Source organism: Pseudoxanthomonas sp., from assembly GCF_027498035.1.
Taxonomy (GTDB): Bacteria; Pseudomonadota; Gammaproteobacteria; order Xanthomonadales; family Xanthomonadaceae; genus Pseudoxanthomonas_A.
In genome coordinates this window covers 1,582,672-1,597,075 of record NZ_CP114978.1, presented here as the reverse complement: position 1 = coordinate 1,597,075, position 14,404 = coordinate 1,582,672, and the positions used below count along the sequence as shown (strand labels likewise).

The window sequence follows — 14,404 nt, the reverse complement described above, 5'->3', positions numbered from 1 at the left end:
AAACAGCCTGTTTTTCATCGGAATCCATGTCGCGTGACATCCCGGAAACCACCGGTGCGGCGCACTTTCCGCGCCGCACCGGGTGATGGATCAGAACGTGAAACGCACGCGGCCGTACCAGTACGCGCCGTTGCTGCCGACTGGCGAAAGCACGTCGTACGGCAGGTTGCCGTAGTAGTTGGTTTCGCTGTTGGACAGGTCGGGATAGCTGTCGGTGACGTTCTGGCCGCCGATCGCCACGCTCCACTGCGGGGTGATGCGGTATTCGGCCTCCAGGTCGAGCTGCCACTCGGCGCCGTAGGTCTGCGGTGCCGAGGCCCAGCTGAAGACGCGGGTGACGCTGCCATAGCGGCTCAGGCGCGAGGACAGGGTCCAGTTGTCGTCGCTCCAGGTCGCGGCCAGGCCGGCGCGGGTCTTGGGCGTGGCGGTGGTCAGCGTGTTGCTTTCCTCGTCGCCGAACAGCACGTAGCTCGAATCCAGCGCCAGCAGCTGCGTCGGCGTATCGACGACGTTCTTCAGCGTGGTCTTGGCGTAGCTGTAGGTACCGGTCAGCAGCAGGTCGCCGCCGAACAGCTCGCTGCGCCAGTTCGCCACCAGCTCGGCGCCGCGGGTGCGGGTATCGGCGGCATTGACGAAGAAGCTGGCGCTCTGCAGGCCGGATACGCCGAAGGTGCCGGACACGTACTCGGTCAGCGCATCGCCGGTGATGCTTTCCGACAGCGCGATGCGGTCGTCGATGTCGATCTGGAAGAAGTCCAGCGACAGGTCGAAGTGCTCGCCGATGCGGCTGGTGAAGCCCAGGCTGTAGTTGACCGACTTCTCCGGCTTGAGGTCGGTGGCGCCCAAGGCTTGGGCAATCGGGTTGTTCACCGACAGCACCCGGCTCTGCACCAGCTGGCCGTCCGAGCCATAGCCGGTGGAAGTGGATTCAAAGCCGATCTGGCTCAGCGACGGTGCGCGGAAGTTGTTGGAGATCGCACCACGCAGCGCGAATGCCGGGGTGAACGCGTAGCGCGCGGCGAGCTTGCCGGTCCACTGGCTGCCGAAGTCCTGGTAATGCTCATAGCGGCCGGCCAGGTCGGTCGAGAACTTGTCGCCGAACTGGCTGGAGACGCTGGCGTAGGCACTGGCGACGTTGCGTGACAGGTCCGCGGCGTCCTCCGGGGTCAGCCCGCCACCGGCCTGGGCGCCGGTCGGACGGTCGGTGTACGTGCCGGCGGCATAGCTGGCCGGATCACCGGCGTAGGTGTTGTAGTCCTCGCGGCGCAGCTCGACCCCGGTGCCGAAGGTATGGCTGGCGCCGATGGCGTCGAAGCCACGACTCAGGTCGAGGTTGGCCACGCTCTGTTCGAACACATAACGACCGACCTTGAACGAAGTCGGGCTGGTCGGGCCAAGCGAGGCGTTGAGCGAATCGCGCAGCTTGTAGGTGAAGTCGTTGCGGCCGTAGTCGAGGCTGGCGTCGTAGTCCCAGTCGCCCCATTGGCCGCGCGCGCCGAACACGCCCTGGTAGTCGCGGTTGTAGCCCAGCGACACCGGGCGATAGCCGTTCGGATAGATCTCCTGCCAGTTGGCGCCGTCGGTGTCGTCCGGATAGCGGAAGTAGTTGTCGCCCTGGGTATCGCGATGGCTGTAGGTGCCGAACGCATAGAGCTTGCTGGTCTGGCCGAACGGCAGTTCGCCGTTGAACCAGGCGTTGATGTCGCGCGAGGCGCCATCGCCCAGCGCGTAGTTGCGCTTGCCCTGCAGCGCCAGGTTGGTGTCGTTCTGCTGCCAGTCCGGGATCTGGTCATAGCCGGCGCGGTTGGTGGCCGAGCGCCGCTTGTATTCCAGGCCGGCCTTGATGAAGCCATCTTCGCCCAGCCGGGTCCCGGCCTTGGCGCTGAGGTAGCCGGTCTGGCCGTCGGTGATTTCCTGGTGGATCGGCTCCAGGTTGGTGTGGTTGGCGCCGAAGCTGGCTTCGATCGTGCCACTGTTCGGGTCGTCGTCCAGGATCACGTTGATCACCCCGGCAATCGCGTCGGAACCGTACTGCGCGCCGGCGCCATCGCGCAGCACTTCGATGCGCTTGATCGCGCTGATCGGGATCGAGTTGAAGTCGACCGGGGTGGTGCCCTTGCCGATCTTGCTGTCGGTGTTGACCAGCGCCGAGGTGTGGCGGCGCTTGCCGTTGATCAGCACCAGCACCTGGTCCGGCGACAGACCGCGCAGCTGCGCGGCGCGGACGTGGTCGGCGCCGCCGGAGTTGGACTGGCGCGGGAAGTTGAACGAGGGCAGCAGCGCCTGCAGCGCGCTGCCCAGTTCGCCATTGACCACACCGGCCTTGCGGATGTCATCGGCACTCAGCACGTCCACCGGCGAGGTGGATTCGAGCACCGTGCGGTTGCTGGCGCGGGTGCCGGTGACGATCACCGTATCCAGGTTGGTCGCGGTCTCGGTGGTCTGCGCGGAGGCGGTGGCGGACAGGGCCAGGGCGATGGCCAGGCCAAGCGGCGCGGCGGCGGGGAAGGACATGGGACGGAACTCCGGTCGATCAGGAAAGTGGGGCCGGGCGATCTAATCCATTACATCTATCCGGATAGAGCGATATATTATATCTGCGTTAAGGCGATTGCCACGCTGTGTTGATGCGGCCATCGCATGGGCACATGCCATCGGGTGATATGGCGTTCGTGCCGGCACCCTTCACACTGCCCCGTTTTTGGAGAACTCCATGTTGTTCCGCCCCCTCCTGCTTGTCTCCCTGCTGGCCCTGAGCGCCTGTGCCACCTTGCCTGGCACTGCCCCGGCGCCGTCGACCACGGCTGCGATGCAGGGCGATGCCGCGCGGCCGTCCGCGGCCACCGGCTGGGTTCGCAGCGAGCTGTATTTCGGCGTGGGCGAAGAGAGTGGCCCGGCTGATCGTCCGCAGGCCGAGCCGATCAGCGAGGAAAAATGGCGTGCGTTCCTGGACAAGGAAGTCACCCCGCGTTTCCCCGACGGCCTGACCGTGTTCGATGCCTACGGCCAGTGGCTGTTCCGCGGCGATGCGCAGCCCAATCGGCTCAAGACCAAGGTGCTGGTGGTGCTGCACGAAGACACCCCCCAGCGCCGCGCCGACATCGAAGCCATCCGCCTGGCCTGGAAGCAGGCCACCGGCCACCAGTCGGTGTTGTGGTCGCGCCAGCCGGTGGAAGTCTCGTTCTGAGCGTGGCTTGATGGCGGGCCCCCACACGCCTGCCTGCCATGTCATCGACTGATTTCGCCGCACCCGCCATCCGCTTCGAACTGCGTCAGGACGACTTGAGCGGTGCGCAGATCCGCGCGCTGCTCGACTACCACCTGCGCCAGATGCATGCGAACTCGCCGCCCGGCAGCGTGTTCGCCCTGGACCTGTCCGGGCTGCAGGCGCCGGGCATGACGGTGTGGAGCGCCTGGCGCGGGCAGACGCTGGTCGCCGTTGGCGCGCTCAAGGATTGGGGCGACGGCACCGGCGAACTCAAGTCCATGCGCACCCATCCCGACCACCTGCGCCAGGGCGCCGCCGCGGCCGTGCTCGAACACATCATCGATGTGGCGCATGCGCGCGGACTGTCACGGCTGAGCCTGGAAACCGGCAGCGGTGAGGCCTTCGAGCCGGCGCTGGCGCTGTATCGCAAGCGCGGATTCCGCAATGGCGAAGCGTTCGGCGACTACACCGCGAGCGTGTTCAACCAGTTTCTGCATCTGCAGTTGGGCACGTCCGACGCAGTGCTTTGAGCGTGGCGTTTGTCACGCGGTTCCGGGCTGGGCTGGTGGAAGGGCGGACTGCCGCGGGGAAGGCAGCACCGCTAGCAGCGCAGCGCCGATGATCAGGGCTGCGCCGCTCCAGCCCCAGCTGCCCAGACGGTCATCCAGCCAGAGCGCAGCGAACACGGCACCGAAAGCCGGTTCGCAGCCGCTGAGCAAGGCGACGCGCGTGGCGCTGCGGTAACGCGCGCCCAGGTTCTGCGCGCCGGTGGCGAACAGGGTGCAGGCGATGACCAGCCAGGCGATGGCGGTCCAGAAGCCTGCGCCTGCGCTGAGCGTGGGCAGGGTGGCCGACTGTGCGGGAATCAACAATACGGCGAGTAGCGCGCCGAAGGCGACCACACCCGACTGCACGCCGGTGAGCGCCAGCGCCGGCACTGGACGGCGCAGCATCTGCTGGCGGGTCAGCACGCCCAGGGCGCTGCGGCTCATGGCGGCGGCCAGCAGCAGGCCATCGCCCAGCTGCAGGTGCAGGCCACCACCAGCGGTGAGCATCACCACGCCGCATAGCGACAGTGCGCAGGCGATGGCTTCGGCGCTACGCGGGCGGCGGCCCAGCCAGGCCCATTCGGCCAGCGGCGTGAATACCAGGCACAGGCTGATCAGCAGTGCGGCGTGCGAGGCGCTGGTGTGCAGCAGGCCCCAGCATTCCAGGGCCAGGGTCAGCAGCATCAGTCCACCCAGGCGAAAAACGCGCAGCCAGTCCGCGCGCGTCAGGCGTAGGCGCAGCCATGCGGGTGCCAGCAGCAGCCAGGCCAGGCCAAAGCGCAGCGTCAGCAGCGTGGGGACCGGCACCCAGTGCAGTGCGGACTGGCCGACGCCATAGCTGGTCGCCCAGACCAGGGCCGACAGCACCAGCAGCAGATCGGGCCAGCCGAACGTGGAGCGGGGCTGAGACATGGCGACTCCAGAGCGGGCAAGGGCGTGCAGTCTGATTCGTCGCCCGGATTTCGATAATCTGGCGCCGATACACATCACTTGTGCCTGTTGCGCATCAATGGAGCCGGCTTGGACGACATCGACCTGATCCCCCTGCTGCCGGACATGGCGGCCTTCGTGCAGGTCGTGGATGCCGGCAGTTTTTCCGCCGCGGCCCGGCGCCTGGGGGTGACGCCCTCTGCGGTCAGTCGCCAGGTGCAGCGGCTGGAACAGGCCCTGGCCACGCGTTTGATCGAGCGTTCCACCCGCCGCCTGCGTGTCACCGAAGCCGGTGAAGCGGTGTGCGAGCGCTGCCGCGAGATGACCCAGGCCGCCGCCTCGGCCGTGGAAGCCGCTGGCCAGTTGCAGGCCGCGCCGCAGGGGCTGGTGCGGTTGAGCGCGCCGGTGGCCTACGCCCGGCACTTGATCCATCCGCACGTGCCCGCGTTCCTGGCCTTGTATCCGCAGGTGGACCTGCAGCTGTTGCTGCTGGATCGGCTGGTCGATCCCATCGCCGAAGGTGTGGATCTGGTGGTGCGGGTGACCGACCATCCGTTCGAAGGCTGGGCCGCGCGCCCGCTGCATCCGGTGGGCCACGTGCTGTGCGCCGCGTCCGGGTACCTGCAGGCGCACGGCGTGCCGCAGCATCCGCGTGAACTGGCGCAGCACCAGTGCCTGCATCTGGGCGAATCGCGCGAGGACCAGCGCTGGCGCTTCGTTCGCGGCACCGAGCGCGCACTGGTCAACGTGCGTGGCCGCTATCCGGCCAACCACAGTGCGGTGCGCGCCGATGCCGCGGCGGCCGGGCTGGGCATCGCTTCGCTGCCGGATTTCGTGGCCAGGCCGTGGATCGAAGACGGGCGCCTGCAGCCGGTGCTGGCGGACTGGCGCTTCCAGCCGCCTTCCTATGCCGGCACGGCCTGGCTGATGTATCCGCCGAACCGTTACCTGCCGCCGAAAGCGCGCGTGCTGGTCGATTTCCTGGTGCAGCGGCTGGCTGTGTCCTAGCCATGCCGTTGCCGGGCATGGTCCCGCGCGCCTAGGATCGCTTTCCCCACGCGCCGGCCTTTCCCCGCATGTCCGCTTCTTCCCCGCAGTCTTCGGCGCGTCCGCGCTGGATCGTCCCCGGCGACCTCAACGGTTTCTTCGGCCTGGTGGTCGACAACCTGTCGATCCTGGGCTTCATCGCGATGGCGCTGGTGGGGATCTTCCAGTTCCCGGCCGAGGTCGTGTTCGGGCGCATGTTCCCCGGCACCGCGTTCGGCGTGCTGGTCGGCAACCTAGCCTATACGTGGATGGCGCGCCGTCTGGCGCAGCGCAGCGGGCGCGACGATGTCGCTGCGATGCCGCTGGGCCTGGACGCGCCAACCAGCATCGGCATGGCGCTGCTGGTGCTGGGCCCGGCATTCGCCGCGTTCAAGGCCGGCGGCATGGCGCCCGATGCGGCGGCCATCGCGACCTGGCAGCTGGGCATGGCCTCGCTGGTGATCATGGGGGTGTTCAAGGTGGTGCTGTCGTTCTTCGGCGAAGCGATCACGCGCGCCTTGCCGCGTGCGGCGCTGCTGGGCTCGATTGCCGGCATCGCGCTGGTGCTGATGGGCTTCCTGCCGCTGCTGGAAACCCTGAAGTCGCCAGTGGTCGGCCTGCTCACCCTGGGCCTGCTGCTGTACGTGCTGATCGCCAAGGGCCGCTTGCCGGTGAAGCTGCCGGGCGTGCTGGTGGCTTTCATCATCGGTACGGCGCTGTACTACGCGCTGGGCCTGGCAGGGCTGGGCGCACCGGGCTTCAAGCTGCCCGAACTGGTCGCCCCGCACATCGCGCTGCCGTTGCCGTCGCTGGGCTTCATCACCGGCCTGCCATACGCGATGCCTTACCTGCCGCTGCTGCTGCCGTTCGGCCTGCTGATGGTGGTCGGTGGCATCAACGTCTCGGAGAGCGCGCGCGCCGCCGGTGACGACTACCGCACCCGCGACATCCTGCTGGTGGAAGCCATTGCCACGCTGGTCGCCGGCATCTGTGGCGGCGTCGCCCAGACCACGCCGTACATCGGCCAACCCGCGTACAAGCACATGGGCGCGCGCAGCGGTTACACGCTGCTGACCGGGTTGTTCATCGGCATCGGCGGCATGCTCGGCGTGGTGTCGATGCTGGTGCAGTGGCTGCCGCTGGCGGTGCTGTCGCCGATCATCGTGTACGTGGCGATCGACATCACCACCCAGGCCTTCCAGGCCACCCCGCAGAAGCACGCCGGCGCGATGGTGCTGGGCTTCCTGCCGTCGGTGGCCTACCTGCTGCTGATCAAGGCGCATGGCTGGATTCCGTTCGAACAGTTCGGTGCGATGACCACCACGCTCGACGGCCACGGCCTGCCGGAAATGGCGGTGATCCTGCTGCTGGGCAATGGTTTCATCATCACCGCGATGCTGTGGACCAGCGCGGTGGCGGCGATGGTCGATGGCGCGCTGCGGCGTGCCGCGGTGTTCTGGCTGGTGTCGGCGGTGCTGACGCTGTTCGGCGTGATTCATTCGGTTGCACCCAACGGCGCGCTGACCTTGCCGTGGCAGCTGGAAGGCCTGGCCCGCACGATGAGTTGGCAGTTCACCGGCGCCTATCTCGCCCTGGCGGTGATGACGGGATTGCTGTCGCTGCAGAAGAAGAGCGCCTTGTAGCGCGGAGCTCGCTCCGCTGCCTTTCGGTCAGGTCGTCGGGCATGTGCCGCGGAGCAAGCTCCGCGCTACAGGGGAACGTGGGCTTTCCGGGCGTGATGGAACCTGGCGGAACAGGCGTGGTCAGACCTTGCGTGTTCATGTCAGGAAATCCGCAACATGCAGTCCAGATCGCCTTCAGCAGCATCACGTTGGCCGTGGCTCGTGGTCGTCCTTGTCGTCGCCGGTGCGGGCTGGTGGTTGTTCCGCCAGAACCTGCAGGGCATTGGTGATGGCGCAGCGCCTGCGCCGCAGGCCGGGGCGCAGGCCCAGCCCGTTCTGCCATCGGCGCCACCTGCGCCCGAGGCGCCGGCCATCGCGCACCCCATCGATACCAGCGCCTCGGCCGATGCCGCTGCACCGGCCCTGCCGGCGCTGGCCGACAGCGATGCGCCCGCATGGGAAGCGTTGGCGCAGGCCGCGGGCAATGACGGAGCCCTGGGCCTGTTGCTGCGCGAACATCTGATACAGCGCATCGTGGTGATGGTCGACAACCTCACGCTGCCCAGCCTCACCCGTAACGCGATGGCGGTGAAACCGGTGGATGGCAGCCTGCAGGTGCAGGAAAGTGACGCGGGCATGGTGATCGCGCCGGCCAATCCACAACGCTACGCGCCGTACGTGCAGGCCTTCACCCATGCCGATGCCGAAGCGCTGGTGGGTGCGTACAAGCGCTTCTATCCGCTGTTCCAGCAGGCGTACGCGGAGTTGGGCAAGCCCAATGGCTACTTCAATGACCGGCTGGTGGAAGTGATCGATCACCTGCTCAATGCACCCGCGCCAGCCGCCCCCGTCGCGGTCGAGCCTGACGGCAAAGGCCATTTCCGCTATACCGATCCGTCGCTGGAATCGCTGTCGGTCGGCCAGAAGGCGCTGGTGCGCCTGGGCCTGGAGCAGGAAGCCGCGGTGAAGACCCAGCTCAAGGCCATCCGCACCGCGCTCACGCGCATGTGATCGCTGGGGCACCGGGACTCGCATGCCGCAATCAGGCGGCGTCGAGTTCCGGGTAGTGGCGGAAGATGCCGTTGGTGTTGAACGCCACGCGTCGCTCCGATGCCAGATAGGTCGCGATGTTCGGCCGCTGGGCAACGCGTCCCTTCAAACCCTGCAGCAGGGGAAGCGTTGGCGCCAGCGTCGACATGCGCTTGGGGAACATGTAATCCAGCCCGCTCAGGACCTGGAACAGCGACAGGTCCACGTACGAATGTTGGCGCAACAGGTGCCTGCCGCCGCCCTGTTCCAGCACGTCTTCGAAATAGCCCAGGAATTTCGGCAGCCGGTTGCTGCGCAGGTCTTCCGCGCGGCGTGCGGCTTCGGGCCGCTGGTCTTCGTAGTAGCGCGAAGACGCGATGGGGTGGTGGGTGTCATGCACTTCGGCCACCAGGTCGGTGATGGTCAGTTGCAGCTGCAGCGCCTGCAGGCGGCGGGATTCGGTTTCCGGCACCAGTGCCAGCCGCGGACCCAGGTAATGCAGGATGTTGGCGACCTGGGCGATCACCAGGCGCCCGGCCTTGAGGAATGGTGGTGCGAACGGCCGCGGGCCTTCCTTGCTGCCCTCGAGAAATGCGTACATCACCGCGTCGCCTTCCACGCGGGCCACCTCGGTGTAGTCGGCACCGGCGTCTTCCAGGGCCAGGCGCACGAACTCGCCGCGGCCTTGAATCCCGGTCCAGTAGTACAGCTGGTAATGCATCGCCAACTCCGTGCCATGGGAAAAGGGCAAGGCTAGGTAATCGCCGGCAAGCGCGGCGTGATCCGTGCATGTGGATCAGGTCGGGCTGATGTGAGTGTGGTCGACGTCCTGCAGTAGCCAGTCCAGTTTGCGGCCTCTTGGCAGTTGCTTGAGCTGCCATTCCGCGCGCGAGGCGCTGGCCCGGTCTGGATACGCGCGGCTGGCCAGGATGCGCACTGGCGGATTGGCACGCGTGTAACGCGCGCCAGTGCCGCGCAGATGGGCCTGGAAGCGGCGATCGAGATCGTTGGTGATGCCTGCATACCAGCTGCCGTTGCGGCATTCCAGCAGGTACAGCAGCCAGGGGCGGGCGGGGTCGGGCATCGCGTGCAGTATGCCGTGCCGATCTGATCGGAGAGAAATCTGGCGCGCGGCTGGCTTGACCTCACGACTGTGCCAGTCGATGGATGGCAGCCAAGCCCGTCGACCAAGGAAAAAGCCTGCCGCTTGCGCGACAGGCTTTCCGGTCTGCATGGCCGCTTCCCTGCGGACTGCACGGGAAGCGGCGTTGTTGCGATCAGCAGTGCGCGATCAGAGCGCCTGCATCTCGACGTTGCTGGTGTCCTTCTTTTCGACCGGGGCCGCTTCCGGCTGGGTCGGATCGATCACGGCCGGTGCCGGGCTGCTGGCATCCGGATGCTCCGGCACTTCCAGGTACGGCAGATGCAGTGCTTCGCTGGTCATGCGGCGGATCTGGTTGGTGCGCGCGGCGCTGTCGTTGATCTGCTCGCCGTAGGAAGGAATGATCTCCTTCAGGCGGGTTTCCCAGCCAGCGGCCATCTCCTTCGGGAAGGCCTTGGCCAGCACCTTGAGCATGATCGGCGGCGAGGTCGAAGCACCCGGCGATGCGCCCAACAGCGCGGCGATGGTGCCGTCCTTGTCGGCCACGATCTCGGTGCCGAACTGCAGGCTGGTCTCGCCGGTCTTCTCGTCACGCTTGATGATCTGCACGCGCTGGCCAGCGGTGATCAGCTTCCAGTCCTCGCGCTTGGCTTCGGGGAAATAACGCAGCAGCTGTTCCTGGCGGTCGGCGTCGGTCAGCTTCGCCTGTTCCATCAGGTACTTCACCAGGTCCAGGTTCTCCTCGCCCACCTTCATCATGCCGGCCACGTTGTTGTGGTTGACCGAGGAATACAGGTCCCACTGCGAGCCTTCCTTGAGGAACTTGGTGCTGTACAGCGCGAACGGCCCGAACAGCACGACCGGCTTGCCTTCCAGCTTGCGCGCGTCGATGTGCGGGACCGACATCGGCGGCGAGCCGGTATCGGCCATGCCGTAGACCTTGACCTTGTGGCGCTCGGCGATGGCCGGGTTCTGGATGGCCAGGAACTGGCCGCCCACCGGGAAGCCGGCGTAGTTCTTCGACTCCGGAATGCCCGACATCTGCAGCAGCTTCAGTGCCGCACCGCCGGCACCGATGAACACGAAGCGCGTCTTGACCGTGCTGGTCGTGCCGTCCTTCAGGTCCTTGGTGGTGACGTTCCAGGTCTTGTCGTCGTTCTGGTGCAGGCCGACGACCTCATGCTGCAACTGCAGGTGGAAGTTGGGATTGCGCTTGAGCGAATCGGTCAGCTGGTTGGTGATCACGCCGAAGTTCACGTCGGTGCCCAGCGGCATGTAGGTCGCGGCGACCTGCTGCTTGGGGTCGCGGCCTTCCATCACCAGCGGCGCCCACTTGCGGATCTGCTCCGGGTCGGTGGAGTACTGCATGCCGTAGAACATCGGGTTCTTGACCATCGCATCGTGGCGCTTGCGCAGGTATTCGACCCGGTCGGCGCCCCAGACGAAGCTCATGTGCGGGGTCGGGTTGATGAAGTCCGACGGCTGGCCCAGGCGGCCTTCCTTGACCTCATGCGCCCAGAACTGACGCGACACCTCGAACTGTTCGACGATGCCGACCGCGCGCTTGGTCTCGACCGAGCCATCCGGCAGTTCCGGGGTGTAGTTGAGTTCGGCGTAGGCCGAATGCCCGGTGCCGGCGTTGTTCCAGCCGTTGGAGCTTTCCAGGGCCACGCCGTCCAGGCGTTCGAACAGCTGCACGTTCCAGTCTGGCTGCAGTTCCTGCAGGTAGGTGGCGAGCGTGACGCTCATGATGCCGCCACCGATCAGCACGGCATCCACCGGCTTGTCGTTGTCGGCCTTGGTATTGGCGTCGTTGCTGATCGGCCAGTACAGGAACGCGAGTCCTGCCACGGCCACGATCAGGACCAGCCCAATCAGGATTTTGAGGAATTTCTTCATAGGAATGGTTGCATCGTCGACAAGGTGGATGGGGTTTCTTCCAGAGTGCGTTCAACTGTCGCGCCGGGATACGGCAGGCGGGAAGCAACTGGTGCAGGCGGCCCGTTCCTTTCCCGCAGGGTGGATCGGGGGCAGCTGGGTGAGAAAAAGCATCACGTGATGCTTTTTCGGCCTGAGCGGGATTGTACCGGCTCCACCGTCGGCACCGGTCGGACGGAAAAACGTCCTGTGCCGGTGTGGCCCGACTGGTGGAACATGCCGTGACGCCCCGCCAACCCTGATCCTGCTTGAATTTCAGGCGCTTATCCACATTTCACGGGCATTGGCGCCGCCCGGCGCCCGCCACCTGACCCGAGGATTGCTCTCAATGCGGATGGACAAACTCACTTCGCGCTTCCAGCAGGCCCTGGCCGACGCGCAGTCGCTGGCCGTGGGCCGCGACCACACCATCATCGAACCGGTGCACCTGCTGGTGGCGCTGCTGGACCAGTCCGGCGGCAGCACCCGGCCCTTGCTGTCGCAGGCTGGCGTCAACGTGCCGGTGCTGCGCGAGCGCCTGGGCGAATCGCTGGAAGCGCTGCCCAAGGTCACCGGCCAGGCCGGCAACCTGTCGGTCGGCAACGACCTCAACCGCCTGCTCAACCAGACCGACAAGCTGGCTCAGCAGCATGGCGATGCCTTCATCGCCAGCGAGTGGTTCGTGCGCGCGGCGGTGGACGATAGTGGTCCGCTGGGCCTGGCCCTGCGCGCGGCCGGTGCCGACAAGAAGAAGATTGACGCGGCCATCGACAAGATCCGCGGCGGCGAGACCGTGCAGAGCGAGAGTGCCGAAGACCAGCGCCAGGCGCTGGAGAAATACACCATCGACCTGACCGAACGCGCCGAGAGCGGCAAGCTGGACCCGGTGATCGGCCGCGACGAGGAAGTACGCCGGACCATCCAGGTCCTGCAGCGCCGCACCAAAAACAACCCGGTGCTGATCGGCGAACCCGGCGTGGGCAAGACCGCGATCGTTGAAGGCCTGGCCCAGCGCATCGTCAACGGCGAGGTGCCGGAGAACCTGAAGAACAAGCGCGTGCTGTCGTTGGACATGGGCGCATTGATCGCCGGTGCCAAGTTCCGCGGTGAGTTCGAGGAGCGGCTGAAGGGCGTGCTCAACGACCTGTCCAAGAGCGAAGGCCAGATCATCCTGTTCATCGATGAGCTGCACACCATGGTCGGCGCCGGCAAGGCCGATGGGGCGATGGATGCGGGCAACATGCTCAAGCCCGCGCTGGCCCGCGGCGAGCTGCACTGCATCGGTGCCACCACACTGGACGAGTACCGCAAGTACGTGGAGAAGGACGCCGCGCTGGAGCGTCGCTTCCAGAAGGTGTTCGTGGGCGAGCCGACGGTGGAGGACACCATCGCCATCCTGCGTGGCCTGAAGGAGCGCTATGCGGTGCATCACGGCGTGGAAATCACCGACCCGGCCATCGTCGCTGCGGCCACGCTGTCCAACCGCTATATCGCTGACCGCCAGTTGCCGGACAAGGCTATCGACCTGATGGACGAAGCTGCATCGCGCATCCGCATGGAGATCGACTCCAAGCCGGAAGAACTGGACCGCAAGGAGCGCCGCCTGATCCAGCTCAAGATCCAGCGCGAGATGTTGAAGAAGGAAAAGGACAGCGAGTCGCAGAAGCGGCTGGCTGACCTGGAAGCGGACATCGACACGCTGGAACGCGAGTTCTCCGATCTCAACGAAATCTGGAAATCCGAGAAGGCCGCGCTGCAGGGTGCGACCAAGATCAAGGAACAGATCGAAGCGGCTCGCATCGAACTGGAAGCCGCACAGCGCCGCCAGGATTACGCGCGCATGAGCGAGATCCAGTATGGCCAGCTGCCGCAACTGGAGCAGCAGCTCGCCGCCGCGCAGGCGGCCGAGCAGCAGGAATTCAAGCTGGTCCAGGACCGCGTGACCGCAGAGGAAATCGCTGAAGTCGTGTCGCGCTGGACCGGCATCCCGGTCAACAAGATGCTGGAAGGCGAGCGCGAGAAACTGCTGCAGATGGAGCAACAGCTGCATACGCGCGTGGTCGGCCAGGAAGAGGCGATCAAGGTCGTGTCCGACGCGGTGCGTCGTTCGCGCGCCGGCCTGTCCGATCCCAATCGTCCGAGCGGTTCGTTCCTGTTCCTGGGCCCGACCGGCGTGGGCAAGACCGAGCTATGCAAGGCGTTGGCCGAGTTCCTGTTCGACAGCTCCGACGCGATGATCCGCATCGACATGAGCGAGTTCATGGAGAAGCATTCGGTCGCGCGCCTGATCGGTGCGCCCCCGGGCTACGTGGGCTACGAGGAAGGCGGTTACCTGACCGAGGCCGTGCGTCGTCGTCCGTATTCGCTGATCCTGCTGGACGAGGTCGAGAAGGCCCACAGCGATGTGTTCAACATCCTGCTACAGGTGCTGGACGATGGCCGCCTGACCGACGGCCAGGGCCGCACGGTGGACTTCCGCAACACCGCCATCGTGATGACCTCCAACCTAGGCAGCAACCTGATCCAGGAGATGAGCGGCGACGATTCACCGGAGGCCTACCTGCAGATGAAGTCCTCGGTGATGGGCGTAGTCCAGGCGCATTTCCGCCCGGAGTTCATCAACCGGCTGGACGATATCGTCGTGTTCCATCCGCTGGACAAGGCGCAGATCCGCCAGATTGCCAGGATCCAGCTACGTGGGCTGGAGGCACGCCTGCGCGAACGCGGGATCGGGCTGGACGTGTCGGATGCCGCGTTCGACGTGCTGGGCGATATCGGCTTCGACCCGGTGTATGGCGCGCGTCCGCTCAAGCGTGCGATCCAGCAGCAGCTGGAAAACCCGCTGGCGCAGAAAATCCTCTCCGGCGCATTCAGCAACGGCGACACCGTCAAGGTCGATGCCGACGGCGGCCAGCTGAGTTTCACCAAGGGCTGATCGCTGGCGCCGGCATGGCGGTGATTCGGTAAACAAAGAAGCCCCGCGGATGCGGGGCTTCTTCGTAGGGCGCGTCAGAGGTGGGGC

General features: G+C 66.2%; 11 protein-coding genes. 6 read left to right on the top strand and 5 right to left on the bottom strand.

The features are described from left to right. Positions 1–90: 90 nt before the first annotated feature. A complete protein-coding gene (locus O8I58_RS06995) occupies positions 91–2,514 on the bottom strand; it encodes a TonB-dependent receptor plug domain-containing protein (protein ID WP_298321736.1) in 2,424 nt (807 codons plus the stop codon). Between the two features lie 199 nt (positions 2,515–2,713). On the opposite strand from O8I58_RS06995, the gene O8I58_RS06990 reads away from it, so the two are divergent. Beyond that, on the top strand, positions 2,714–3,187 hold the full coding sequence (locus O8I58_RS06990) for a DUF3574 domain-containing protein (RefSeq protein ID WP_298321734.1): 474 nt from the start codon (positions 2,714–2,716) through the stop codon (positions 3,185–3,187). A gap of 38 nt (positions 3,188–3,225) precedes the next feature. Further along, the gene (locus O8I58_RS06985; RefSeq protein ID WP_298321732.1) at positions 3,226–3,738 is read left to right on the top strand and encodes a GNAT family N-acetyltransferase; all 513 of its coding nucleotides are present in this window, start codon (positions 3,226–3,228) and stop codon (positions 3,736–3,738) included. Positions 3,739–3,750: 12 nt separating this feature from the next. Here O8I58_RS06985 and O8I58_RS06980 read toward each other — a convergent pair whose 3' ends face one another. Further along, positions 3,751–4,668, bottom strand: a complete 918-nt coding sequence (locus O8I58_RS06980) for a DMT family transporter (RefSeq protein WP_298321730.1) — start codon at positions 4,666–4,668, stop codon at positions 3,751–3,753. A gap of 108 nt (positions 4,669–4,776) precedes the next feature. Here O8I58_RS06980 and O8I58_RS06975 point away from each other — a divergent pair, with 108 nt between their 5' ends. From O8I58_RS06975 to O8I58_RS06965, 3 genes are all read left to right on the top strand, one after another. After that, positions 4,777–5,694, top strand: coding sequence for a LysR family transcriptional regulator (locus O8I58_RS06975; RefSeq protein ID WP_298321728.1), 918 nt, complete (start codon positions 4,777–4,779; stop codon positions 5,692–5,694). Between the two features lie 68 nt (positions 5,695–5,762). After that, complete coding sequence (locus O8I58_RS06970) at positions 5,763–7,355, top strand: SulP family inorganic anion transporter (protein WP_298321726.1); 1,593 nt, start codon at positions 5,763–5,765, stop codon at positions 7,353–7,355. A gap of 156 nt (positions 7,356–7,511) precedes the next feature. Then, a complete protein-coding gene (locus O8I58_RS06965; RefSeq protein ID WP_298321724.1) occupies positions 7,512–8,345 on the top strand; it encodes a DUF3014 domain-containing protein in 834 nt (277 codons plus the stop codon). Positions 8,346–8,376: 31 nt separating this feature from the next. Here O8I58_RS06965 and O8I58_RS06960 read toward each other — a convergent pair whose 3' ends face one another. From O8I58_RS06960 to mqo, 3 genes are all read right to left on the bottom strand, one after another. Then, complete coding sequence (locus O8I58_RS06960; protein WP_298321722.1) at positions 8,377–9,084, bottom strand: glutathione S-transferase; 708 nt, start codon at positions 9,082–9,084, stop codon at positions 8,377–8,379. A gap of 75 nt (positions 9,085–9,159) precedes the next feature. Continuing rightward, positions 9,160–9,447, bottom strand: a complete 288-nt coding sequence (locus O8I58_RS06955) for a GIY-YIG nuclease family protein (RefSeq protein WP_298322815.1) — start codon at positions 9,445–9,447, stop codon at positions 9,160–9,162. Positions 9,448–9,654: 207 nt separating this feature from the next. Next, positions 9,655–11,364, bottom strand: a complete 1,710-nt coding sequence (gene mqo, locus O8I58_RS06950) for a malate dehydrogenase (quinone) (RefSeq protein WP_298321720.1) — start codon at positions 11,362–11,364, stop codon at positions 9,655–9,657. A 367-nt stretch (positions 11,365–11,731) separates the two neighbouring features. Here mqo and clpB point away from each other — a divergent pair, with 367 nt between their 5' ends. Continuing rightward, positions 11,732–14,317 carry an ATP-dependent chaperone ClpB gene (gene clpB / locus O8I58_RS06945; RefSeq protein ID WP_298321719.1) on the top strand — a complete coding sequence of 862 codons (2,586 nt, stop codon included), beginning with the start codon at positions 11,732–11,734 and terminating at the stop codon, positions 14,315–14,317. Positions 14,318–14,404: the final 87 nt, after the last annotated feature.